The sequence below is a fragment of the Chryseobacterium sp. VD8 genome (assembly GCF_037149975.1).
Taxonomy (GTDB): Bacteria; Bacteroidota; Bacteroidia; order Flavobacteriales; family Weeksellaceae; genus Chryseobacterium; species Chryseobacterium indicum.
Window position 1 is genome coordinate 28,428 of record NZ_JBBCQL010000003.1, and the last position, 24,832, is coordinate 53,259.

Annotated in this window: 26 protein-coding genes; 7 read left to right on the forward strand and 19 right to left on the reverse strand. The window is 35.6% G+C overall.

The window, feature by feature from the left end:
- Nucleotides 1-187: 187 nt before the first annotated feature.
- The 8 genes from WFK35_RS00670 to WFK35_RS00705 all read right to left on the reverse strand — a co-directional run bounded on the left by WFK35_RS00670 (nt 188) and on the right by WFK35_RS00705 (nt 7,413).
- Nucleotides 188-595 carry a VOC family protein gene (locus WFK35_RS00670; protein WP_336730898.1) on the reverse strand — a complete coding sequence of 136 codons (408 nt, stop codon included), beginning with the start codon at nt 593-595 and terminating at the stop codon, nt 188-190.
- Between the two features lie 76 nt (nt 596-671).
- Entirely contained in the window at nt 672-1,262 is a 591-nt protein-coding gene (locus WFK35_RS00675) for a Crp/Fnr family transcriptional regulator (protein ID WP_336691163.1), read from the reverse strand.
- A 237-nt stretch (nt 1,263-1,499) separates the two neighbouring features.
- The gene (locus tag WFK35_RS00680) at nt 1,500-2,711 is read right to left on the reverse strand and encodes a DUF763 domain-containing protein (RefSeq protein ID WP_336730899.1); all 1,212 of its coding nucleotides are present in this window, start codon (nt 2,709-2,711) and stop codon (nt 1,500-1,502) included.
- A 121-nt stretch (nt 2,712-2,832) separates the two neighbouring features.
- The gene (gene tpx / locus WFK35_RS00685; RefSeq protein ID WP_336730900.1) at nt 2,833-3,330 is read right to left on the reverse strand and encodes a thiol peroxidase; all 498 of its coding nucleotides are present in this window, start codon (nt 3,328-3,330) and stop codon (nt 2,833-2,835) included.
- A gap of 285 nt (nt 3,331-3,615) precedes the next feature.
- Nucleotides 3,616-4,806 (reverse strand): MFS transporter, encoded by a 1,191-nt coding sequence (locus WFK35_RS00690; RefSeq protein WP_273074685.1) that lies wholly within the window; start codon nt 4,804-4,806, stop codon nt 3,616-3,618.
- 75 nt (nt 4,807-4,881) lie between these two features.
- Nucleotides 4,882-5,883, reverse strand: a complete 1,002-nt coding sequence (locus WFK35_RS00695; RefSeq protein ID WP_336730901.1) for an aldo/keto reductase — start codon at nt 5,881-5,883, stop codon at nt 4,882-4,884.
- An 88-nt stretch (nt 5,884-5,971) separates the two neighbouring features.
- Nucleotides 5,972-6,865 carry a helix-turn-helix domain-containing protein gene (locus WFK35_RS00700; RefSeq protein ID WP_087710808.1) on the reverse strand — a complete coding sequence of 298 codons (894 nt, stop codon included), beginning with the start codon at nt 6,863-6,865 and terminating at the stop codon, nt 5,972-5,974.
- Nucleotides 6,866-6,984: 119 nt separating this feature from the next.
- A complete protein-coding gene (locus WFK35_RS00705) occupies nt 6,985-7,413 on the reverse strand; it encodes a hypothetical protein (RefSeq protein ID WP_336730902.1) in 429 nt (142 codons plus the stop codon).
- A gap of 245 nt (nt 7,414-7,658) precedes the next feature.
- On the opposite strand from WFK35_RS00705, the gene WFK35_RS00710 reads away from it, so the two are divergent.
- A complete protein-coding gene (locus WFK35_RS00710; protein WP_336730903.1) occupies nt 7,659-7,946 on the forward strand; it encodes a GNAT family N-acetyltransferase in 288 nt (95 codons plus the stop codon).
- A 1-nt stretch (nt 7,947) separates the two neighbouring features.
- Here WFK35_RS00710 and WFK35_RS00715 read toward each other — a convergent pair whose 3' ends face one another.
- A complete protein-coding gene (locus tag WFK35_RS00715) occupies nt 7,948-9,045 on the reverse strand; it encodes an MBL fold metallo-hydrolase (protein WP_336730904.1) in 1,098 nt (365 codons plus the stop codon).
- A 443-nt stretch (nt 9,046-9,488) separates the two neighbouring features.
- Here WFK35_RS00715 and WFK35_RS00720 point away from each other — a divergent pair, with 443 nt between their 5' ends.
- Both WFK35_RS00720 and WFK35_RS00725 read left to right on the forward strand, forming a co-directional pair.
- Entirely contained in the window at nt 9,489-11,024 is a 1,536-nt protein-coding gene (locus WFK35_RS00720) for a S41 family peptidase (protein WP_336730921.1), read from the forward strand.
- 3 nt (nt 11,025-11,027) lie between these two features.
- A complete protein-coding gene (locus WFK35_RS00725) occupies nt 11,028-11,714 on the forward strand; it encodes a YdcF family protein (RefSeq protein ID WP_336730905.1) in 687 nt (228 codons plus the stop codon).
- Here WFK35_RS00725 and WFK35_RS00730 read toward each other — a convergent pair.
- The 5 genes from WFK35_RS00730 to WFK35_RS00750 all read right to left on the reverse strand — a co-directional run bounded on the left by WFK35_RS00730 (nt 11,631) and on the right by WFK35_RS00750 (nt 16,315).
- Nucleotides 11,631-12,227, reverse strand: a complete 597-nt coding sequence (locus WFK35_RS00730) for a hypothetical protein (RefSeq protein WP_336730906.1) — start codon at nt 12,225-12,227, stop codon at nt 11,631-11,633. The genes WFK35_RS00725 and WFK35_RS00730 overlap by 84 nt on opposite strands.
- 20 nt (nt 12,228-12,247) lie before the next feature.
- Complete coding sequence (locus WFK35_RS00735; RefSeq protein WP_214590141.1) at nt 12,248-12,745, reverse strand: RNA polymerase sigma factor; 498 nt, start codon at nt 12,743-12,745, stop codon at nt 12,248-12,250.
- A 122-nt stretch (nt 12,746-12,867) separates the two neighbouring features.
- Nucleotides 12,868-14,880, reverse strand: coding sequence for a M4 family metallopeptidase (locus tag WFK35_RS00740; RefSeq protein ID WP_336730907.1), 2,013 nt, complete (start codon nt 14,878-14,880; stop codon nt 12,868-12,870).
- A gap of 96 nt (nt 14,881-14,976) precedes the next feature.
- Nucleotides 14,977-15,795, reverse strand: a complete 819-nt coding sequence (locus WFK35_RS00745; RefSeq protein WP_336730908.1) for a hypothetical protein — start codon at nt 15,793-15,795, stop codon at nt 14,977-14,979.
- Nucleotides 15,796-15,811: 16 nt separating this feature from the next.
- Nucleotides 15,812-16,315 carry an RNA polymerase sigma factor gene (locus WFK35_RS00750; RefSeq protein ID WP_235130308.1) on the reverse strand — a complete coding sequence of 168 codons (504 nt, stop codon included), beginning with the start codon at nt 16,313-16,315 and terminating at the stop codon, nt 15,812-15,814.
- Nucleotides 16,316-16,441: 126 nt separating this feature from the next.
- Between WFK35_RS00750 and WFK35_RS00755 the strand changes: the two genes are divergently transcribed.
- On the forward strand, nt 16,442-17,272 hold the full coding sequence (locus WFK35_RS00755) for an alpha/beta fold hydrolase (RefSeq protein ID WP_336730909.1): 831 nt from the start codon (nt 16,442-16,444) through the stop codon (nt 17,270-17,272).
- Between the two features lie 533 nt (nt 17,273-17,805).
- On the opposite strand, the gene WFK35_RS00760 is transcribed toward WFK35_RS00755, so the two are convergent.
- Complete coding sequence (locus WFK35_RS00760; protein WP_336730910.1) at nt 17,806-19,434, reverse strand: NADP-dependent glyceraldehyde-3-phosphate dehydrogenase; 1,629 nt, start codon at nt 19,432-19,434, stop codon at nt 17,806-17,808.
- Nucleotides 19,435-19,615: 181 nt separating this feature from the next.
- Between WFK35_RS00760 and tpx (WFK35_RS00765) the strand changes: the two genes are divergently transcribed.
- Both tpx (WFK35_RS00765) and WFK35_RS00770 read left to right on the forward strand, forming a co-directional pair.
- On the forward strand, nt 19,616-20,188 hold the full coding sequence (tpx, locus tag WFK35_RS00765; protein WP_336730911.1) for a thiol peroxidase: 573 nt from the start codon (nt 19,616-19,618) through the stop codon (nt 20,186-20,188).
- A 225-nt stretch (nt 20,189-20,413) separates the two neighbouring features.
- The gene (locus tag WFK35_RS00770; RefSeq protein WP_336730912.1) at nt 20,414-20,548 is read left to right on the forward strand and encodes a hypothetical protein; all 135 of its coding nucleotides are present in this window, start codon (nt 20,414-20,416) and stop codon (nt 20,546-20,548) included.
- Between the two features lie 253 nt (nt 20,549-20,801).
- Here WFK35_RS00770 and WFK35_RS00775 read toward each other — a convergent pair whose 3' ends face one another.
- The gene (locus WFK35_RS00775; RefSeq protein ID WP_336730913.1) at nt 20,802-21,497 is read right to left on the reverse strand and encodes a hypothetical protein; all 696 of its coding nucleotides are present in this window, start codon (nt 21,495-21,497) and stop codon (nt 20,802-20,804) included.
- 236 nt (nt 21,498-21,733) lie between these two features.
- Between WFK35_RS00775 and WFK35_RS00780 the strand changes: the two genes are divergently transcribed.
- Nucleotides 21,734-22,234: a hypothetical protein gene (locus WFK35_RS00780; protein ID WP_076394544.1), complete on the forward strand. Its 501-nt coding sequence runs from the start codon at nt 21,734-21,736 to the stop codon at nt 22,232-22,234.
- Between the two features lie 129 nt (nt 22,235-22,363).
- On the opposite strand, the gene WFK35_RS00785 is transcribed toward WFK35_RS00780, so the two are convergent.
- From WFK35_RS00785 to WFK35_RS00795, 3 genes are all read right to left on the reverse strand, one after another.
- Nucleotides 22,364-22,636 carry a hypothetical protein gene (locus WFK35_RS00785; protein ID WP_336730914.1) on the reverse strand — a complete coding sequence of 91 codons (273 nt, stop codon included), beginning with the start codon at nt 22,634-22,636 and terminating at the stop codon, nt 22,364-22,366.
- A gap of 3 nt (nt 22,637-22,639) precedes the next feature.
- On the reverse strand, nt 22,640-23,410 hold the full coding sequence (locus WFK35_RS00790; protein ID WP_336730915.1) for a hypothetical protein: 771 nt from the start codon (nt 23,408-23,410) through the stop codon (nt 22,640-22,642).
- 841 nt (nt 23,411-24,251) lie between these two features.
- Nucleotides 24,252-24,713, reverse strand: a complete 462-nt coding sequence (locus WFK35_RS00795) for a hypothetical protein (RefSeq protein ID WP_336730916.1) — start codon at nt 24,711-24,713, stop codon at nt 24,252-24,254.
- Nucleotides 24,714-24,832 lie beyond the last annotated feature (119 nt).

Consider the following 24,832-nt stretch of genomic DNA (forward strand, 5'->3'; position numbering starts at 1 on the left):
TAGAGCGTTTGTGTGATTGGTGTTTTTATCAACGGATAATTTGTCATTCTAACGAAGGAAGAATCTATTTTATCATTTTTTTAATATCAGATCATTCAAGAGAATTTCCGTTAAAATGACAAAGAAATATCCGCACAAATTTTTTTTACTAAAATTTATGTAAGAATTAATTGTATTGATTTAAATTTTACTCTTTAGGCATTTGGGACGGATCTGCGAACATTACATTCCAGCCATGTCCGTTAATATCCCAAAAGGAATTGTGATACATCCATCCGTAGTCCTGCGGTTCTTCATGCTGTGTTGCACCATTCGCCACAGCGGTATTTACCATCTGATCTACCTGTTCACGGGTATCTAAACTTATGGCGACCAAAACCTGCGTTGTATCTCCTTCCGGAACAGGTCTTTCTGAAAAAGTCTGGAAAAATTCTTCCGTTAAAAACATCACGTAAGTATTATCGTTCATAACAATACAAACGGATTGGTCATTGGACATTTCATCATTGGTTGGGAAGCCTAATTTTGTCCAGAATTCTCTTGTTTTCTGTACATCCTTCACCGGAAGATTCACATAAATCTGATTGATTTTCATTTTGCTGTTTTTACTGTTAAAATTATACTCAAAGTTATCAAGTTAAAATAAAAATCAACTTGCCATAAGACAAGATTTAAATTTTCTTCGGATGGGAAACCAGCTCTTTACGGATTCTGCTCAAAGAAGTATCTGTAATTCCCAGAAATGAAGCAATCTGCTTTAAGGGAGCAAACTGTACTACATGCGGCTTCTGCTCTAAAAGATTGAGATAACGTTTGGTTGCGGAAAGGGTAAACATTTCTACGGAACGCTGTTTACCAAAGAAAAGCTGCTGAGACATCCATGCTCTCCCCCATTCTCTGAGATTCGGAATTTTATGAAACAGTTCCTGAAAAGTTTCAAAATCAAATTTCCAGCATTCGCAGTCTGTAATGCAGACAATATTTTCCTGAGTGGGAATTCTCTGAAACAGTGAAGAAACTTCAATAATGATTTCATTTTCAACAAAAAAATTAATCGTTACATCATTTCCGTTAAAATCGTTGACAAATGAGCGGGCAAGACCTTTCTCCAGAATATAATATTCATTGGCTGTTTTTCCTTCTTTCAGTATAAAATCTCCTTTATGAAAAAAAACTTTTTCATGTGCCTGAAATATTTCATCCAGCTCATCATCAAGGAAAAAAGGGAAATCGTAACAGATTTGTAAGGCCTTATTACTCATCAAGTAAATGTTTTTCAAAGCTTTAAAAATAAAATTTTTCCCGGAACTGATGAAGCAATTCTTAAACAAAGTGATGATTTGTGGTAGCTTATTTTTGCGTAATCCTTTACAATAAGTATATTCCGGATCTGTTCACCGATTACAAATTAATGACAAAAGAAGTGTTAATCTTTATAAATCCTTTGAGTGGATTCTTTTGAAATCACAAAATCAAGAAAAACTTTCAAATCTAAAAGTTTAAAACAGAGAAAGCTGTATAGGTTTTGGACTGGAAGGTTTCTGGGTATCTCCAAATACAGTTTTTCCTCCAAACCGCCATGAATTCTGTCTTTCTTCTTCAATGACTTCCCGAATATCAAAATCGGGAGTAAAATCCTTTTCAGTTGATTCAATAATCTGGTGTAGTTTGTTTAAGGTTTTTAACTTGTCGGAATTTCCCAGTTTAGATTTTTCGATTCCTGATTTTAAAATCTGCAAACTTTCGTCATACACTTTGGTAGGAACCGGAAACGGATGACCGTCTTTTCCGCCATGGGCGAATGAAAATCTCGCAGGATCTTTGAATCTTGACGGCGCACCATGAATGACTTCGCTTACCAAAGCCAGAGACTGCATGGTTCGCGGACCAACGCCTTCAAGCATGAGCAAATCTTCGAAATTTTGTGGCTGCTGTTCTCTGGTTACGTATAAAAGTGCTCCAAGTCGTTTCAGATCAACATCAGAAGCCTGAACATCGTGATGATTGGGAAGAATTAATCTTGAGAAATCGCTCATGATTTCCGCAGAATCGGTGTGGGAAATTTCCAGAATTCCTTTTCTGTTCCCGGAAGCTTCCGCATCTGTAAGGTTTAAAATGGTTCCTCTTGAAATTCCGTTGATTCCGGTGTGAGGTTCTTCCACAAAAGATTTAATATTTTCCGAATGCCAATGATAGCGTCTTGCCGTTCCGTCCGATTCATGCATTCCCTGCTGAACAACGCTCCAGTTTCCGTTATCCGACAGAATAAAATTATGCAGATACAGTTGATATCCATCCTGAATTGCCGTATTATCCACTTTTGCCGAAAGTTTGCTGGCTTTTACGAGATCATTTCCGTTCAATCCTGTTCTATCAGCAATCTGAAGTAATTCCGAAGGTGTTTCGCGGGAAAATTTTCCTTTTCCGCCACAAATATACAACCCCAATGATTGGGAATTTGGATTGATGGAACGCTTCAAAGCACCCATTACGGAGGTTGTAATTCCTGAAGAATGCCAATCCATTCCCATCACCGCGCCAAAACTCTGAAACCAGAAAGGATCTGCCAGTCGACGGAGAACTTCGTCTTTTCCATACTCCATGAGAATTACCTCAACAATAGAAAGCCCGAGGATCGACATCCGTTCATACAACCACGGCGGTACTTTGCCATAGTGAAGGGGTAAATCTGCGGTTCCGGAACGTTTCATTATGTAAAGGTAAGCGGAAAGTTTTTAATTTTTAATGATTGTGATCAATAATTTTATGGAAAACAGGAAAGAAAAAAGTCCTGCAAACTGTGCAGGACTCCGATTTTTTATGGATCGGTTTTTATTTCAACGCAGCTAATGCAGCCTGATAATCGGGTTCATCTGCAATTTCTGATACCTGCTCTGTATACACCACTTTATTGTTTTCATCCGCTACAATGACAGCACGGCTTAAAAGTCCTTTCATTGGCGAATCTGTAATGGTTACTTCGTAATCGTCTCCAAAACTGCTTCTGAAATCTGATAACGTTTCTACATTATTAAGACCTTCCGCGGCACAGAATCTTCCCAAAGCAAAAGGCAAATCTTTAGATACGTTAATAACGACTGTATTTTCTAAAGCTGAAGCTTCTTCATTGAATTTTCTTGCCGATGATGCGCAAGTCGGGGTATCGATACTTGGGAAAATGTTGAACACTTTCTTCTTTCCTTCGAAAGTTTCCAGAGTTTTCACATTAAGCCCAGAATCTACCAAAGCAAAATCTTTAATTGTACTTCCTATTGACGGTAAAGTTCCTATTGTATTTACTGCATTTCCTTTTAATGTAATACTTGACATAATTTGTTTTTTTAATGTTTTTCAAATTTAGCTAAAAAAGAAAACTTTTCCCATCAAATAATGGTTAAAAAATAATTAATCAGGAAAGAAATACCAATAACGGGTCTTTTACATTCAATGGGTTTCAAATAGTATCCGAAATTATTAGCAATATACTTAACAGAAGCTCCTTTCATAAAGGGGCTTTTCTATTAAAAATATGAAAAGTAAAAAACAAATCCTCCCGAAAATGAGAGGATTAATTATGAAAACTATGTCGTGGAAAATTTAAATAAATAAAAAATATTAAGCATGAGCTTTTCTGAATTTAATCATGCTTAAAATAAAAAGACCTAAAAGTCCCAGAATAAAATAACCTTCCGCAACCTGAAGCTGAATCTGAGGTTTTATGAAAGCGGCAATTCCATAGCTTAATGCTGAAGTAATAATGAAGGCTACTCCACCCGTTAAACCGCCTGCAATTCCTGCAGAATTGGGAAATCTTCCGATACAGTAGGAAAAATAATTATTGAAAATAAATCCTGCCGTTACGTGAATTAAAAAAGCGAAAGCAACCAGACTGTAAATATTATTGGAAAAATAGGAAGCGGCAAACATAACAGCAATCAGAAGCAACTGAATAAAGTTAGCGTTTCTTATTTTGGGTAAAAAAGCTTTATTAATTAATGCCTTTCCTAAAAATCCGCCCGTCATCCATGCAAAACCGAGAATAAGAGAAACATATCCTGCCACAACTTCGGAATAGCCCATTTTATGCTCAATAATAAAGGAACCACACAAATTAAAAAACATAATCATCGAGTAGCTCAAACCACACATAATCATTCCGTAGAAAAAATCTTTAGCTTTGAACATGGAGTTATATTCTTTAATCAGGAATTCCACATGAAATGGATTTCTCTTTTTTAATGTTTCACCAGAGAATATAAATTCAAGAATCAGCAATAACAAACTGTACCCTGCCAAAACGTAAAAATTTGACTGCCATCCGAAATTTTTCTGCAGATAACCTCCAATAAACGGTGCAACAATAGGTCCAACTGACCATACAATAGTCATGATGCTGAGATAATGCTTCCGCTCTTCTCCTTCATAAACATCTACAAAAAAAGCTCTTTTGGCAACGACTGCGAAACCCGATAAAACACCCTGCAAAACACGCATTGCATAGATCACAAAAATGTTCTGCGTTGTAGCGGTAATTAAAAAAGAGGCGACAAAAAGTGCCAGAGAAATCATGGAAACTTTATATCTTCCGAAAGAATCTACAATACTTCCGGCAAAAAACTGGGTAAGACCGTAACTGATTAAAAATATGGATAAAGTAAGCTGAATATTGCTTTCCGTCTGGTGCAGTTCCGTTGCCATACTCGGCATAGAAGGCAGATAAATATCCGTTGCCAATCCGGACATCGGAATAACGGCAAATGCTAAAACCGTAGCAATAAATTTGTTTTTTTCTTTAAGGGTAACCATTGCTGATGTTAAAAATTATCAATTGAAAATCCAGATTTCCGGAAAAAAATCCTAAAAATCTGAATTCATGCAATTTTAATTATTGACTAATTTCATTGATCCTTCGCTGTATCTTTCACCAACGTCGGGATATTTTTTTAAGATTGAATCTATTGTTTTCAGGTCGGATTCTGAAAGCTCAATTTTGGTTGCTCCAATATTTTCTTCGAGATATTGGATGCGTTTCGTTCCCGGAATGGGAATGATATCATCTCCCTGATTCAGAACCCACGCTAAAGCAAGCTGAGTTCCTTTTACACCTTTTGAAGCCGCAAAATCATTGATCTCCTGAGCTAAATTTCTGTTATTTTCAAGATATTTTTCCTGATAACGCGGTAAAGACTTTCTGAAATCTCCATCCGTAAAATTCTTAGTCTGATTGATATTGGAGAAAAGTCCCCGTGCTAAAGGTGAATAAGGAACTAAAGTGATTCCCAGTTCACGGATTACAGGCAGAACTTCACGCTCCACATCTTTCGTAAGCAGAGAATATTCTGACTGCAGCGCGGTAATCGGATGAATTTTATGTGCTTTTCTGATCGATTCCGCAGAAGCTTCGGATAAACCTAGATATTTTACTTTTCCTGCCTTTACCAAATCTGCCATTGCTCCTACCGTTTCTTCCACAGGAATATTGGGATCTACTCTGTGTGCATAGTACAAATCAATTTCATCAATTTTAAGGCGCTGAAGGCTTAAATCCACTGCCTTCTTGATCCATTCCGGTGAACCGTCAAAATACGTTCCCGGAGCGCCGCTGTGACCGGCTTTTCCATCTTTAAACCTGAATCCGAATTTGGTTGCGATAAAAATTTTGTAACGGTTCGGAACCAAAACTTTTGAAATCAGTTTTTCATTTTCTCCGTTGGCGTACATATCGGCTGTATCCCAAAAGTTGATCCCAAGATCCAACGATTTATGAAGGGTTTTAATGCTTTCCTGTTCATCCGTTGGTCCATAAGCAAAGCTCATTCCCATACAGCCCAAACCGATCGCCGATAATTCTACACCTGTGTTTCCTAATTTTCTAAATTTCATGATAGCTTGTGATTTTAAAGTTACAGTACAAAATTATAACAGCCGCGGGATGATTTCAATATAGAATTCAAACGAAGAATTATAAAATTCAAACAAGAGCAGTTCTTACTGCATTGGGTGTCATTCCGGTTTGTTTTTTAAAATAATTGGTAAAATAGGCAGGTTCTTCAAAGCCTAATCCGTAGGCAATTTCAGAGACATTCCAGTCGGTATGTTTTAATAAGGCATGAGCTTCCTGAATAATTCTTGCCGCAATCTGCTGACTTGTCGTTTTTCCGGTAATTTCCTTTACGGAACGGTTTAATGAATTGACGTGAATGGAAAGACTTTCGGCATAATCTACAGGACTTTTCAGTTTTAAAAATCTTTCGGGACTGTCAATCGGAAATTGTCTTTCCAGCAATTCCATGAATAAGGAAGCGACTCTCTGCGAAGCATTCTGATAAGGTTCAAAATTTTCCGCAGGATGCATTTTCATCGTTTCGTGAATCAGAAGATGAAGGTAAGCACGCAGCATATCATATTTATGAAGATAATCAGACTGAATTTCGTTCATCATTTTAATAAAGATATCGGCAACGGTTTTCTGCTGTTCTTCATTGATAAAGAATACGGGAGTTCCGCCAATTTTGAAGAGCTGGGAATCCTGAAGATTTCCCAGACGATTTCCGTCATGTACAAAATGATCTGTAAAAAGGCAGAAGAAACCTTTCTGATCATTATCTTCCGCTTCCCAAGAATAAGGAATTACCGGATTTGAAAAGAGCAAAGCCGGCTGATCCACATAAATCCATTTATCGGCATAATGCAGTTTTCCTTTCCCGATAATCAAAGAAATTTTATAATAATCTCTTCTGCTGTACGGTGTAATGAGTGAGCAGTTTTCGCGTGAAAAGACATTAAAATGTCCTACTCCGGGAGTTTTTATACATTCCAGACCGACGCGCTGGTAAAATCCTTTTACGGTTTCATTAGATTCCATTTTTCAAAATTATAAAATTCAAACAGAATTTCAATAATGAAATAACAGCGATAGATAAAATAAAAACGACTGATCTTTCGACCACCCGTTTTAAGATTGAATATAATGATTAATTGATTTTAATGATGTCCTTTTCCGTTGCCATGGTTCTGTTTGTAACCTTTGGCTTTTTTATCCATGTGTTTGTAGCGTTTATCATTATTTTTATTTCTGTTGTAGACCGCTACCGGATTCTGCCCTTTGTAATATCTGTTTTTAAACTTAGCATATTTATCTCTTCCCAAAATTCTTTCCAACTCTACATAACGGTCATTTCTCCATCGATCAGGATTATTATCATATACTCTGTTCCAAGAATCATAATCTCTGTAACGGTCGTTCAGCGCATAAATTTGGTTTGCCTGTGTTGTTGAAAGCACCAGATCTGAAATTACACTCTGCCAATTGACATCGGTAATACTTCTTCTGTAATCGTTATAATAGTCTGTCTGTGCGTAGGATAAACCAAAAGTTCCTACCAACATCATTGTTATGATTAACTTTTTCATCTTTCATTCATTTTAAATTAAACTGAATATAAATTTTCAATTTGAATGCCAAACCATTTAAAACAATTTCTAAACGCAACAGAAAACATTCATAAATTACTGATTATCTTAAAGATACAAACCATTCATAAATTTTTCTTAATGATTTTAAAAATTCTTAAAACTTTCGCAGATTTCAGTTTTAATTTGTAATTTTAAAAGAAGAAAGTTTTCAATACTTCTTACTCACCAAAAATCTCAATCGTATGGAAAATATAAAATTTGAAGTATCTCCTTATCAGGATGAATTGCAGATACTTATTGAAGGAAAAAAGTCGGGCTATATGTCCATTGAGATCGACGGCAGACTTTTAATTGTCTACTACACCAAACTTGAAGAGGAGTATGAGGGAAAAGGCTACGCCAAAATGCTTCTGGATGAACTTGTTCGCTATGCCGAAGAAAAAGATCTTCTGGTAGATCCTGAATGTAATTTTGTAAGACAGCAGTTTGAAAATCATCCTGCCCGTTACAAAGACATTTGGCACGCGTAAATTAATCTTTCCACCAGTCTCTGAACTTATTATCTGAAGCATTCAGATCAACAGGTTCGCCGATCATGGGTGTTAAAATATTAAGATTTTTATCTTTTCCGAATTTTGTTACTTTTTCCAGTGGTTCGTTCCAAGCGTGGAGTGCCAATGCGAATTTGGACGAATGCACCGGAATGATATTTTTCGCCTTTACATCAATACTTGCGTGAATAACATCTTCCGGCAATGCATGAATGTATTTCCACGCTTCATTATACTGTCCGTTCTCCATAAACGCATAATCGAAAGGTCCGTATTTCTCACCGATCATTTTGAAGTGGGTATCGTAGCCGCTGTCTCCGCCTAAAAACAGTTTTTTTATAGGGGTTTCCAAAACATAGGAAGTCCAGAGCGTAACATTTCTTTTGATTTTTCTTCCTGAAAAATGTCTTGCAGGAGTATAAATTATTTTAAGATCATTCTTCAAAACAACTTCACTTCCCCACTCTTCTTCGATGAGCTGTTCCGGTTCATAACCCCATCTTTCCAGATGTGAACCGACTCCCAATGGCAAAATTACTTTTTTTACTTTATTTTTAATGGCTTTTACCGTAGGATAATCCAGATGGTCGTAATGATCGTGGGTAATCACCAGATAATCAAGCTCCGGAATATCTTCGGGCTTAAAAATATCAGCTCCGGAAAAGGCCTTATTAAAAAACTTAAACGGCGAACCGTAAGAACTTAACACCGGATCAATAAGAAATGAAACGCCATCGGTCTGAATGTAATACGAAGAATGTCCCAACCACACAAAAATATCTTCATTTTTAGGAAGGTTTTTTAAATCTGTATGAATAGATGGAATATTTTTCAGTGGCTTTAAAAGCGGATTTTTTTTGGCAAAAAAGAAATCGAACATTACTTTCGGCATGGAATATCCTTCTGCAAGAGAGGGGGTTTCGCTGAGGTTCTGAAACTGACCGTCTCTGTAATGACGGGACTGCTGCATTCTTTTCAATCTTTCTCCTTTTACTTCTGCACCAAAGACTTCCTGTCCTGTAATTACGAAATATAATAAAACCACTAAAACTGCGACTGCAATAATTGTATAAACCATTTCTTAAAATAATTGTCAAATGTATGACTTTATAAGCTATGACGATTTGAAATTGAAATTCCTTTATTTTTTATGAATAATTTTTAGTAATTGTTCTAACGTCTGGTTTTCAGAGGATTTATTGATATTTTTGTAATATATTCAGTTCGGAATTACGGTTGACTTCTTTGAATCTCCGATGTCACAAAGGAAATGATGCATGATTTTATTGTAAGAAGCTCTTTTTCAATAATTAAACCGCAAAGAAAGACAAAATTGATTTGAATAATGGAAAATTAAGTCAAACAAGGCGTTTCACTTATATAAGTAATACAAAGTGAAGAAATCCAAAATGCGTTATATATTTAGAAATATGTTAAAGTTTTAAGTATTTTAGTTGTTTTTGGTAAACATCAACAATTCATTGTGTTAAAGTAATTATTTTAGCATTGGTAAAATTGAAAATGCGCCTCAGAAATTATTTCATATTAGTATTAATTGTCTCGCTATGCTCTTGTGTATCTGTAAAAAAGCACAATGAGCAGCAGAAAGTATGTATTTCCCCCGAAAAACTGAAAGAAGATGTAGATTTTGCGTATTCCAAACTGAAAGAAACGCACCCAAATTTGTATTGGTACATCACCAGAGAAACGCTGGATTTTAAGTTTGACAGTCTTAAACAAACGCTTCAGGAACCGCTTACGCCGCTTCAGTTTTATTTTAAATTGCAGCCTGTGATTGCGGAAATCCGTGAAGGTCATCTTTCGCTGAGAATTCCGTCCAAGAGAATCACCAAAAAGGAAATTAAAACGCTGGAAGGGAAAAAAGGAATGTTCAGCCGTTTTGAATATTATGTGAAAAACGACAGGCTTTACATTATCGAAAATAAAGATTCGATCCAAAATATAAAGCCGGGAACAGAAATTCTCTCGATCGATAAGATTCCTGTTTCTGAATATATTAAACGGTATAAAAAACTGATCAGCAGTGATGGTTTCAACACTACTTTTCAGCCTTATTTCCTGAAAGATGTTTTCTTCAATTATTATGTTGCGGAAAAAGGCTACGAAGACCACGCGACTCTGGAAACGGTTTATAAAGGAGAAAAAAAGACTTACGAGATAACGCGGGAATCAAAATCTGAAGAGGATCTTAAGAAAGACGAGGAAAACAAAAAGCGGACGCAGGAGAAAAAAGTGAATGATTACGTTGCTTTCAGCAATTCTTATAACCGTAATTTTAAATTTTTAGATCAGGACAGTACAATTGCTTACATTCAGGTGAAAAGTTTTTCGGGTGTTTTTTCTTCGAAGTTTTATAAAGAAACGTTCAGAAAGATAAAAAAAGCGGATGCAAAATATTTAATTATTGATATTCGGAACAATTACGGAGGTTCGCTTGAAGAAATCAATAATCTGTATTCTTATCTTAGTTCTGAGCCGTACACGCTGATAAAACCGTCACAGGTAATCTCGAAATCGTCGCCTCTGAAAACCAATTATTTCAGAAAATCAGGTTTTTTGCAGTATGCTTTCAAAACATTGATGTACCCTGCATTTTTCTTCGGACAGACTTTCAGCACGTATAAAAAAGACGGCAAATTTTATTACAAAACGAGAGCCGACAAAGTATCTAAACCCAAAAATGATGTTTTTAAAGGGAAAGTTTTTGTGCTTATTAATGGCTCGAGTTTTTCGGCATCTTCTATTTTAACCTCAAAGCTTAAAAATGATAAGAAAGCAGTTCTTGTGGGTGAGGAAACCGGCGGAGCCAATGACGGTACGGTTGCCGGATTTTACTCTTATCAAACATTGCCTAATTCCAAGATCGATCTGCCTATCGGTGTTCTTCTGGTACAGCCCAATATTACATTTACAGATACTCAAAAAGGCGTTGTTCCCGATGTGAAAGTTTCTGAAACCATGGAAGATATTCTTGAGAAAAAAGATCCGCAACTGGATTGGATCATGACTGAAATTGACAAAGAAAAACACCCATAACTGATGCAAAAAAGTATTTATAAAATTTTAAAAATCATAATTGCGGCTCTGTTTTTATGGTTCGTCATTCATTCTGTCTATATGATTACCGATGGTCTTTCTGATCAGGGAAAACGTGCCGATCTTGCCGTGATTTTAGGAAATAAAGTGAACGAAGACGGAACTTTATCGACAAGGCTTGAAAAACGTCTGGAAACCGGAATTGCATTGTATCAGCAACACAGAATCCAAAAGATTCTCGTGAGTGGCGGATTGGGAAAAGAGGGTTTCTATGAAGGCGATAAAATGAAGGATTTCCTTGTTAATAATGGAGTTCCGGATTCTGTAATTATTGTTGATAATAAAGGAGATAACACAAGATTGACCGTTGAAAATACGCTTAAACTTGAGCCTCAGTTACATTTTAAGAGCATTATCGTTGTTTCCCAATATTTCCACGTAACCCGAACCAAAAAACTGTTTGAAGATCGGGGTTTTGAAAATGTAAGTTCAGCAAGTCCGGCTTATTTTGAATGGCGGGATCTGTATTCGATTTTGCGTGAATTTCCAGCTTATTATACGCAGAAAAGGTTTTCGGCGGCTTCGCCGCCGAAAACCAATCAAAATTTATTTTTTCAGTTCAGAGAAAAGCGTTTCAATCTGTTTAATATATTTTCCGTAGAAACCATTGAACCAAACTTTCCCCAGTAAAAACAGCAAAGGCATGGTGATGATCATGGTAGAAATCAGCGCGATGGCAATCTGTGTATCCGATAAAGGAACCGGTCTCGGTATAAACTCCAGAACGATAATAAGTTCACAGACCAAGAACGGCACAAAAGACAGATAAAAAGAAAGATAGTATTGCTTATTCAGATTAAACTGATGCAAAAGATCCTGCAGACTGTCATAGGTTTTCATCATGGTTTCGCTCATGTTTTTATACAGCTTAAAAAACTGACTGTAAAAGAAAAAGGTTACAAAAACCATAGATCCTATAAGAATTGTGATGTAAAATTTAAACTTAAAAGATCCTGCACATACTGCAATTAAGGCAAAAGCAAAAACGAAAATTGCCACGGTAGACCAAAATTCCATCCGCATATTTTTACGGATCTTTTCCAGCGGAAGATGAATTCTGTTTTTCTGTTCGATGCTTATTTCAGGGGTTTCTCCAAAAGAATGATCTTCATTCCATGTATTTTTTAGGTCGTCTATATTCATGATGTCTGATTTAAATGTTATTATTTATTTGCGTTTAAGATATCTTTCAGCTTATTTTTGGCGCGGTTCATTTTTACCCTTACATTTCCTTCGGAAATCCCCATCTGTTCGGCAATCTGCTTTCCCGAAAAATCTTCGAGATAATAGAAAATAAAAGCTTTATCAATGGGATTCAACTGATGAATGGCTTTGTACATGGCATTCAGTTTTTCTTCTTTTTCATGATCAAATTCTTCCTGAATAATTTTATATTCCGAAAAATCTTCATTTCCTATAAAGCTTCTTCTTTTTTCGTTTTTAAGGAAAATAATGGCCGTATTCAGGGCAATTCTGTACAGCCATGTAGAAAATTCACTTTCTCCTTTAAATTTGGGATAGGCTTTCCAGACCTGATAGGTGATCTCCTGAAAAAGATCATCGCGGTCTTCTTTTTCGTCCATGTACATTTTAGAAATCTTAAAAATGATTCCTTTATGTTTTTCTATTTCTCTTAAAAAATCCTGTTCTAATGAGGTCATAGTTTTGCGCTCTATAGAATTAGTTTACCCTTCATAAAAATGTTACAGTTTTTTTTATTAAAATAAAAAACCCGACAGAATATTCCATCGGGCATTGATTTTGTTTTCTTGATTCTGAAAACCTACTCTACTACTATTTTTTTAGAAACAGCAGTATCATCTACACTAATTTTAATGATATAAATTCCTTTTAGTAATCCGTAGATATTAATTTTATTGATTCCTTTATTTAATTTTTCATTTTGTTTTACCAGTTTTCCTGAAACATCATAAATTTCGAAGGTTGCATCATTCTTAGTATTTTCAATGGTGAACACTCCGTTTTTAACAGGATTTGGATAAACATTAAATTGACTCTCTAAATTATTTTTAACTTCATTGGTCGAAAGAAGCCCATTGCCAATGCCTACTGCATACCATGCTTTAACGTTTTGCTGCTGTTCGTTACCTGTTGCTCCATAAAGATCTGTAACCGCCTGTTTACTTGCCGTATAAGCATCTATAAACTGACTGTTTGCAGTAAGGTAGTTCGCAAGTGTCCGATACGCTATTTTTTCAGCTTTCTGGATCGTAATTCCTGTTACGTTAAATGCATTTCCGATATCATTTGTTCCGGAACCACCTGCTGATAAAAGATAAAACCAATAGTTTCCTACCCCGCTGTTTGTATGAACTCCCCCGCTATCAGTAGAACTTGTGGGATCTACCCAATAAGTTCCCTGATAAGTATCCGGCTGCTGCGAACCCAATACTGCAGGACCCGAGTTTGGATTAGACATGCTTCTTAAAAATGTAAAGCCCAGAGCCGGATTCGGAATCCCCTCACCAATCGTCCAGTTCGGACTGATATTAGAATAAAATTCTATTGATGCTCCAAATATATCTGCAAAAGATTCGTTTAAAGCTCCTGATTCGCCCTGATAAGCAAGATTTGCTGTTCGGCTCACCATTAAATGAGAGTATTCATGACCTGCAACATCTATTCCCACAAACGGGCTAAAATATCCGGATAATCCCTGATAAACACCGCTTCCATAAACCATTGCTACAATCCCCTGTGTATCGATTGCGGCAGCATTTACTCCGTTGGCAGGTTGTCCCGCACTTGCAAAATTGATGTTGTAATAATTTCTTACAATGGATCCGTTGCCATCATAAGAATTCCTGTTATGTCTGCTCACATAGTAATCATGAGCCTTTGCCATTGCCCAGTGAACTTCAACAGGAGGTTTTGTATCTGCTGTCGTGAAGTTAGGTGTTGTACTCGTATATTCAGTAATCGCACCTGTAAGCTCACCGGTTGCAGTATTTCCGTTTCCGTCCCAGTTGGTTCCGTTCAAAGTATGGATATTTCTCGCATTATCTTTCAATCGGTAAGATCCGCTGTAAGAATCCACAGTTATCTGCTGATTTCCCTTATAGAAAGTGGCACTTGTAGAAGGAGTATCTGCAAAAGGTTTTGCGATGTTTATGATTTCATTATTATGCTGATGAATTTTTTCTAATTTTTTAACAACCTGCTTCGTTGAATTATCTACATAGTACAAATAACTCTTCAGAGCCTTCAGGGAAAGTGCATTAATCTGAGATGCAAAATACAGCTTTACCCCTTTAGCAGAATTTACTTTTGTAATAACCTGCTCAAAATCGGTAAAGGAAAGATTCGGAGCTTTCATATCATTACTTACAATATTTTCTGTCTCAGATTTCGTAAGCGGCTGTGAGATCTGTAAATCTATATTACCTGTAAATTCTCCGTTTACAAAAGTAAGAATCCCGTTTTTCTCGTGAACCAGAATTAATTCATCTGCAACCTTTACATTTTTATAATAATGCTGAAAAGATGAATGTTTAATTCCCAATTCATCCGTAGCAGTTTTTACCAGTGAAAAAGAGTGATCTCCATTGCTTCCCAACCACTCTCCTAAATGATTAATAAGATAATCTGAAGGAATATTCTGCCCGCTGAAATCAGCACTGAAATTTCCCATTGATGAAGTAGTAATACGCTTAGGAAAATTTTTCACAGAAAGTTCTGTGCGGTCTTTCTTCTGAGCCTTCACCAGAGAAAGCGGTGCAATACCGATAGCAAATGAAAAAATCAATGCTTTAACGATTGTAACTGTCTTTTTCATATTATTATTTTTGATTAAATCTGACAGTTAGTAGAAAAAGATAAAGTTTGTTACAAAAAGGACAGTATTTTTTTAAAAATTCATGAATATTACTTTCTAATTCCCCTTTTTTAAAGCTTTCAGAAGGATATGAACGTCTATGAAATCAAGCTTCACACCGATTAAAATAACCGCAAACAGAACAATAGTAAAAAAAATAACAATAAAACTATAAGCGGAAACAAACCACAATACCGTGTTCAGGATATTTCCTTTAATTCCGAATTTTTTGATGAAATATTTCTGGGAACGTTCAAACCATGTTTTATCCCTGTTTTTTCTTTGTCTGATCTCTGCTTCAACTCCATTAAGTTCATCCACAAGCCGTACGACATCTTCAATATATTTTCCGTACATATAGTAGATCCAGTACTTTATTAAAATAAACAAAACAAAAATGGCGATCAAAAAACTAACGACAAAAACAGCAAAATGGTAATCTATATTAAACTGAAAATCAATCCGCTCAAGAGAAGAAACAAACGCTAAAGGAATATAAGAGATGTAGTATGAAATATAAATTTCTTTGGCAACCAGCAGTTGGGTTTTGATATTGAAAAGATCATAATTGGTATTAATACTCGTCTTCTTGAGCATCTTATACAGCTTTATGAATCTTGAATAAAAATAAATAATAATAGCTATCGTAAGAAATGCCACTAAAACCGAAATGGTCTTTACATTAAAATCTTCCGTTGCAAAAGGAAAACCGATTAAAATCATTGGAAGCGTGAGAATCATCAGCCAAAACTCAGTTTTCATGTTGATTCTGATCATTTCCAGCGGCGAATGTATTTCATTCTGTTTTTCCAAAGAAACTTCCGGAAGTTCCTGATGATCTTTGTCCCAGAGTTCTTTAAAATTTTCTAATTCCATACCTTTTTCTTTACGTTTAGAGAGCCTCTTGTTTTTCAATAATTTCTTTCAGTTTGGTTTTCGCCCGGTTCAGCTTTACTCTTGCATTTACTTCCGTTATGCCCAGTTGCTTTGCAATCTCCTTTCCCGAAAAATCTTCCAGATAGAAAAAAATCAATGCCTTGTCAATCGCGCTCAACTGATGGATTGCCTCGTACATCAGCTTCATATTCCTGTCGTCTGCATCATTATAAGACTCCTGATGAACACTAAGATTTTCTATGCTCTGATTCTGTATAAAACTACGTTTTTTTTCGCTTCGGAGAAATACAATGGCAGTATTAAGCGCGGTTCTGTATAACCATGTCGAAAATTCACTCTTCTTCTGAAAATCGCTGTAAGATTTCCACGCCTGATAAATGATCTCCTGATAGAGATCATTCTGATCGTCGGGATTATCCATATACATCTTCGAGATCTTGAAAATTACACCTTTATGCTTTTCAATCTTCTCTAAGAATTCCATTTCCAGTAAAGACATTATTTAGGCTGTATTTCAGTTAGTAGGAAATGTGGTATTTTGTTACACAAACTATCTTAAATTTTTAAATATCCCTTATTTATGGCTTAATATTTGGAATTGATGAGTAACACCAAAAATATAAATATGCCTTACATTACAAAACAGAACGATCAGAACGTTCAGCTTTACTATGAAGATTTCGGATCCGGACAACCCATTATATTAATCCACGGATGGCCTTTAAGCGGAAAATCCTGGGAAATGCAGATTCCGGTACTTTTAAATTTAGGATACCGCGTTATTGCATACGACAGAAAAGGGTTCGGAAAATCCTCACCTACTTACGATGGATATGACTATGATAGCCTGGCAAAAGACCTTCATGAAATCATCTCACAGTTAGACCTTAAAAATGTTATCCTTTTTGGTTTCTCTATGGGAGGCGGAGAAGTTGTGCGTTATTTAACCAATTACGGCTCAGAAAATGTTGATAAAGTTGCTTTAATTTCATCCATTATTCCGATTGTTAAGCAGAAAGACGACAATCCGGACGGAGTTCCTCAGGAAAAATTGGACGAGATCATGAATGCCTTGAAAACAGACCGAATCACTTTTCTTGAATCTTTCCACAAAGACTTTTATAATTTCGGAATGCTTTCAAAGCCTGTAAGCCAGAAACAGCTGGATTTCGACTGGGCAATTGCTTCTTTTGCCAATCCTATTGCCACCATAAAGTGTGCTGAAAGCTGGGCAAATACAGATTTCCGTCCCGAATTAGCCAACGTGAACGTAAGAACACTCATCGTTCACGGAGATGCAGACAATATTGTTCCCATTGATACAGCAGGAAAACAGGCTGCACAGGGAATTGCCGATAACGAATTTGTTATTATTGAAGGCGCACCTCACGGTTTAAACGTAACGCATGCAGATGATTTAAACAGCATTATCAGCAGATTTCTAACAGAAAAATAACTTTTCTTCCAAATATATGTTTTTGATTTTTACTAATCAAATAATCCGCAGTCCTTTCAGATTGCGGATTTTGTTGTATGGTCTTTATTTAACTAACTTCAAATTAAATTGCAAAAAATAAAGCTAAGCTTAAGAATAATCAAATTGCTCAAAAGAAGAAAATCAAAGATTTTCACAAACTAATGTGTTCTAATATAAAGCTTAAAATTATTATAAAATCTTATGTGACTTATGTGTTAAAAAAAACTCTTAAGTCTGTTAACTTTTAATAAAGTATCAAAATCTTTTGTGACTTTCTGGTTAATTAAAAGCCTTATTAATCTATAAAAGTTAACACATTAGTCACATAGGTTTAGTTTGATTAAATATTTAAAAGATCACATAAGAAGAAAATCAAAGATTTTCATAGACTAATGTGTTCTGATATAAAGCTTAAAATTATTATAAAATCTTATGTGACTTATGTGTTAAAAAAAACTCTTACGCCTGTTAACTTTTAATAAAATTTCAAAATCAGGTTAAAAGATCAGTGATTAAAAAATATAATCCGTACTCAGGAAATTAGAATCATGATCTCTTACAATCGTGTTCAGGAGATTTTTATTAGAATCTGTAACTTTTGCAGCAACCAGAGAACGGATTGAGAACGAACGAAGCGCATCAAAAACAGAAAGCGTTCCTTCTGCACTGTCTTTTCTTCCGGTGAACGGGAAAACGTCCGGTCCGCGCTGAGCCTGACAATTGATATTCACACGGCTTACCAGATTCACAAAAGGATCAATTAATTTTGAAACTTCCATAGCATCTTCACTGAAAATACTTACCTGCATTCCGTGATCTGCATTTACCTGATAATCGATAGGCTCTCCAATATCGTCAAAAGGAACCACCGGAATTACAGGTCCGAACTGCTCTTCATGATACAATTTCATCTCATGATTTACAGGATAAACCACTGCCGGAAACACGAAAGATTCTTCCGTAAAGCCGCCGTTATCATTTAAGACTTTTGCTCCTTTGGATAACGCATCATCTATACATTCTTTCAGATAAGAAGGCTTATTGACTTCCGGAAGAGGAGTTATTTTCACGTCTTTTTCCCAAGGAAGTCCCGGTTTCATGGCAGAAACGGCTTCGGTTAATTTGCGGCTAAATTCTTCTGCCACCTCTTTCTGAACGAAAATTAATTTCAAAGCGGTACATCGTTGTCCGTTAAAAGACAGGGAGCCTAAAATACATTCGCTCACGGCAACATCCAGATTCGCATGTTTTGTAACGATTGCTGCATTTTTTGCATCCAGACTTAAAATCGCTCTTAAACGATTAACTTTCGGATGCAGTTTTTTCAGCCCGTTCGCAACTTTACTCGATCCGATGAATGCAAGAACATTCACCTTTCCGCTTTCCATGATCGGTGTGATGATTTCCGAACCTTTTCCGTACAACGTATTTACCGTTCCTTTCGGGAAAGCTTCTTTAAAAGCATTTAATAAAGGATAATGCGCTAAGACACCATGTTTTGGAAGTTTAAACAGAATGGTATTTCCCATGATTAAAGCCGGAATCAGCGTCGTAAAGATTTCATTTAAAGGATAGTTGAAAGGTCCCATACTTAACACCACGCCAAGCGGCGCTCTTCGAATCTGGGCAATCGTTCCTTCCGCCTGCTGAAAACGGGAAGATTCTCTGTCCAGATCTTTCAGTGCATCAATTGTCTGGTTGATATAATCTACCGTTCTGTCGAATTCTTTGGTGGAATCTGCCAATGTTTTCCCAATCTCCCACATCAGCAATCTGATCACAAGATCTCTCTGCTGAATCATTAAGTATACAAATTTCTGCATACATTTTATTCTCCCTTCCACCGACATTGTTGGCCACTCTCCCAGTCCGTTGTCATACGCTTTTACGCAGGCATCCAAAACTTTCATGGCTTCATCGGGACCGATATTCGGGATGCTTCCCAGCAGTTTTCTCTCCAGACCATGTTCTGTACGAATACAGACAGGGGAATAAATATGCTGCACATCGCCGTTCCATTCTACCAGTTCTCCATTAAGAAGGTATTCCCGCTGATGAATTTCGGGAACTTTATATTCTTCCGGGATTTCGTTTTCGGATTTGAATATTTCATGAAATGACGGGTTATTTTCTGAACTCATAAATCTTCTATTTTTTTAATATGGTAAGGTTAAAATTTGTCTATACTAAAGGTAGATCTAAAAATTGGTTTTAAAATACTCCGTGTAATAGATTTGCTCTATTTAAAACAAAAATTAACATTCAGCCCCTGAAAAAAGAATAATTTTGCCAGACATTCAAACCATCTAAAAAATGAAATTCATGTATTCAAAATTATTTTCCGGTGCGCTGTTACTTTTGGCGGTGTTTACTTTTGCACAAAATTCAAAGTCTGGCAATACCGTTTTGGCAGGAGGAAAACCAGTTCATACCTACGCGAAATTGCCCGCTGTCAGCAAAATGGCTCCCAACTTCACCCTTACCGACGTTACCATGAAAGAGCAGACTCTGGAGTCTTATAAAGGAAAATACATGATCCTGAATATCTTTCCAAGTGTAGATACAGGAGTCTGTTCAGCTTCTGTGCGTCATTTCAATGAAGATGCGGCAAATCTTCCGAACACACTGGTTTTGTGTATTTCTAAAGACCTTCCGTTTGCACAGAAAAGATTCTGCGGTGCAGAAGGAATTAAAAATGTTGTGATGCTTTCAGATTTCCGTTCAGATTTCGGAAAAAAATATGGTGTGGAACTTACCGATTCTGCTATGAAAGGATTATTGAGCAGAGCAGTTGTTGTAATTGATCCTTCAGGAAAAATCGTATATGAAGAACAGGTAGAAGATATTTCTCACGAACCGAATTATGAAGCGGCGATCGCTGCTGTGAAAAAATAAGACTGAAAGACTTTTGATTAACCACAAAAGCCACAAAAGATTTTGATGTTTTATTAAAGTTAACAAGCGTAAGAATAAAAGCTCACAACAGTTTTTAAAAATCTTTGATTTTTATGCTTTTGGGAACTTAAATTATTCTAAAAATCAGCTTTATCATTATCTTTTGTACCTTTTGTGGTTAAATTCTTCTGTCATTCATAATGAAATTTTGCGAAGCATTATGCAATGAAGAATCTCTTAAAAATGATGGTTTTACGGGTTGAAAATGTAAGCACTTTTTTAACCACAAAAGCCACAAAAGATTTTGATGTTTTATTAAAGTTAACAAGCGTAAGAATAAAAGAACACAACAGTTTTTAAAAATCTTTGATTTTTATGCTTTTGAGGACTTTAATTATTCTGAAATTTGGCTTTATCATTATCTTTTGTACCTTTTGTGGTTAAATTTCCCTGTCATTCTGAATGAAATTTTGCGAAGCATTATGCAGTGAAGAATCTCTTAATATGAAGTAATTTAAGATTTCTCAGCTTAACTTCGTTGCGCTCAAAATGACAGCCATATCAATTAAAAATTTTTGATTAGCATAGTTCTTTTTGCTATTACACTAAAAAATTATTTCGTCTTCACCAAAATCACTCCGTTTTTTCCTTTCTCACCATAAATTGCAGTTGCTGAAGCTCCCTTCAAAATATTCATTGTTTTTATGGACTTCTGGTCTAATTTCCGGAACTTTTTTTCGCTGATGATCTTTCCGTCCAAAACGTACAAAGGTCTGTAATCATCAATTTTAACGGAATGAATGCCTCCGAGAATCAGCCTGTCCGACTGAACTGTATCTTTTATCTTTACACCAGAAGTCATTCCTCTTAATTGAGCTACCGATTCTTTAGCCACATGTTCTTCAGAAGTTACTGTTGTAATACCGGTAACAATCTGTTTACATTCTTTCTTAGTAGTAAATCCTGTGAGAACAATTCCATCGGTTCTTTCCCTGTTTATAGTATCTTTCGCTGTAGTCTTCTGTGCATTCAGTGCGACAAAGCCCGCTGTTGTAAAAACAAAGCCTACTGCAAATTTGGTAAGGAGCGAATTGAGGTAAGAATAATGCAGATCTCTGTCGAGTTGAGATTCGTTGAAATTTCCGCAGATATTTTCTGATGTGTTAGAAAAAGCATTGATGATTTCTTCATCCGAAGCGTTCGTAAAATCTCTCACCGTCTTTGAGCAGACTGCGCAAAATCGCCCTTTGTCTTCGGGTGTCATCATTTCCCAGTTTTCGTGACATGGTTTTGGTATCGTTATTTTCATATTGATCTTTTTTATAAAGATGCATGATCGGCTAAAAAGGTTGGAAAGTAAACTGATATTTTTAAAACTGACCACAATTTTTATTAATTACAAACCAAAGGTTTAACGGAGTCAAAAGTAATAAAAAGGTGGAACTAATAATTTAAGCTTGAATGCAACATATCAATCTACTCAAAAAAATTCACGATATTTCGGAACTTAAAAACAGGACAATTATTTATTGATTTTTAATTACCATGAAGGAAGAAAATATAGAACGGCTTAATTCTCTGTTTTCCAATTTAAAAACGGAAGAACAAAAACTGCAGGAAAGTCTTGCCAAGAAGAAAAGCGAGGAAGATATGTTTATTGAAGGGTTCAGAACGCTGAGTAAAAACCTCATCGAACCCAAAATGCAGGAATTCAGAAGGATGCTGAGAGAAAACGGATTTGGCTGTAAAGTAACTTTTAATGAAGAAAATAAAAACGGTTTGGGCGTCAATTCACAAACCCATATGAAACTTCAGATTTCCAGAAATGTGGAATCTAATTTTTATGCGAATGATAAATTTCCGCACATCATGTTCGTTGCCGATAAAAATCTGAAACGCATCGGAATTCATCAGGACACCATTTTTCAGAACGGAACAGGAACCGCTGCTTTTAAGGAGCAGAAATATACTCTGGAAACAATTACCGAAGAAAATATTGAAAAAGAAATTTTAGAATCGATTGAGAATATACTCATGAACAGATAGAATAAACTGCCTGTTAATTATTTTATCATAAATCTTCTACAGGCTCAGTGTTACACCGTTGAAAATAACAGTCTGCACCAAAGATGTCATGCTGAGCTTGTGGAAGGATCTTTTTACTTAAAAAATACTCTAAAAATTTTTAGTATACCAGAAAACAAGTGCCGTAAACATAAAGGTGAGAATAAACCAGACAAATGCTGTCACTATAATTCCTGCCACACCATACAGAATAATACTGAAGGTTTTATTCGCGGTTCCTGAATTTTTCAACAGCGTATAAGTTTCGCCTTTAAAGAAACGAACCGCTAAAACCCCAAGAATACCGATACAGGCAACCGTAGAAAACAACATTCCCATTAAAGGCTCGAAAACAGATCCGCAAGCTAAAAAAATACTCAGCATATATTAATTATTTACATTCAGGTGAAAATATCTCGGATCAGGATATTGAAATTCAAAATTCAGCTCTTCTTTTAATTTTGCAGGGGAAATTATTCTTCCTGTGGTTCTTCTTTCTCCTTCATAAGCCAGATTTTTCTGCGCGTTGATGATTTCTTCTTTGTTGGGATGAATCGGCGCAACAATATTATAAACTTTAGCCTGAGACTTCTGGCCTAACATTTTTTCAACAACCGAACAGATGTCTTCATAATGAATATGATTCACCAACTGATCCGGATGGGATATATTATAATTTTTCAGCAGTCTTTCGCCGCCCATTAAACCGCCCAGTCTAAGAATATTGGTCTGAGGAAATTTCTCCAGAATAAAGCTTTCGCTTTCCACTTCCGCTGCCGGAAGATCATCCTCTGTAAATTCTTTTTCGATATCCGGATAAACGCCTGTGGAACTTGTATAAAAAATCTGACGGTTAAAATCTCCTATAAAACGAAGCAGGTTTTCCCTTTTTTCCGTCATCGGAATCCTGGAGCCTCTGAGTCCCGAAAAAGGAACGGCAACAATAATAGCGTCCAGTTCGGAAGCTATTTTCCACGGTTTCATGTCAGCATCAGTTTCATCTGGAAATTTTACAAGATCCGCATGATATCCTTTAGCGTTCAGAACATCCAGTTTTGATTCTGTTGTAGTGGTCGCAAAAATTTCATAGTTTTTAGACAGATGCTCCGCCAAATGATTTCCCAGCCAGCCACAACCGATGATCCCGACTTTCTTCATATTTTTTATTTGCCGAAAATTACAATTTTATTATGGTTTTTCAGCGCTGAAAATTGTAAAAAACAAGCTAAATATGATTACTTTCTTTAACCGCAAAAGGCACAAAAGATAATGATAAAGTTGATTTTCAGAATAATAAAAGCCCTCAAAAGCATAAAAATCAAAGATTTTCATAAACTAATGTGTTCTTATATAAAACTTAGAATTATTTTAAAATCTTATGTGACTTAAGTGTTTAAAAACTTTTCAACCTGCAAAGCTGTTATTTTAAGCGAAACGAAGTGGAGCCGAAAAATCTCAAACAACTGCATTTTAAGAGATTCTTCGTTTCACAATGCTTCGTAAAATTCCATTCAGAATGACAGAGGAATTTAACTATTTCAAAATATAACACATTAGTCACATAAGTTTAGTTTAATGAAATATTTAAAAGATCACATAAGAAGAAAATCAAAGATTTTCATAAACTAATGTGTTCTTATATAAAACTTAGAATTATTTTAAAATCTTATGTGACTTAAGTGTTTAAAAACTTTTCAACCTGCAAAGCTGTCATTTTGAGCGAAACGAAGTGGAGTCGAAAAATCTAAAAACAACTGCATCTTGATAGATTCATGATTTCATAATGCTGCACAAAATTCCATTCAGAATGACAGGATTTTTAAATATAACACTTAAGTCACATAAGTTTAGTTTAATGAAGTATTTAGAAGATCACATAAGAAGAAAATCAAAGATTTTCACCCCTGCTTCATCTAAAAGCTGACAAGAAGATAAAATTTGTTTTATCGTGAACAATTTCATCCTTCAAAAATATCATTTTACTGAGGAAAAACAATTTTTACTTTACAAATAAATCTTTGCAGGTATACCGAAGCTTTTTGTTATTGATGCTTACTCTTCCGTTATATTCGTAGAGAGAAGCCGAATCGAAATGTACTGCAATTTTATGAATCTCAATTTCAAGATCTACATTATGGCTGTTCGAAAATCTTAAGATCTGTTTTTTCTGGTTGCCCAATGAATCTGTAATCTTTTTATTCTCGCTTAATTTTACGGTATCTTCATAGACTCTGTAATTTTTTTTCCATCCCTGAAATTCATCAAGCCTGATGTAGAACAATGAATCATTGATCCTTTTTACAGAAAACAGATCATACATACAGTGCATCGTAAGATCGGTCAGGTTTTCTTTGTTATTAAAACTGCTGTTTAGATAATCCCACTCGTCCTTTTTCACCTCATGATCTTTTTTACAGGAAACCAGAGCCAGAAATAGAAAAATGTAAAATATTTTATTCATAACCTCAGTTCGGAATAAGAAATAAATTTAAACAATAGATTTATAGTATTATATTAATTTATCCCAAAGAAAAACAAAAGATTTTTTTACTTATTAAAATTTTGTAAGCTAAACAAAGG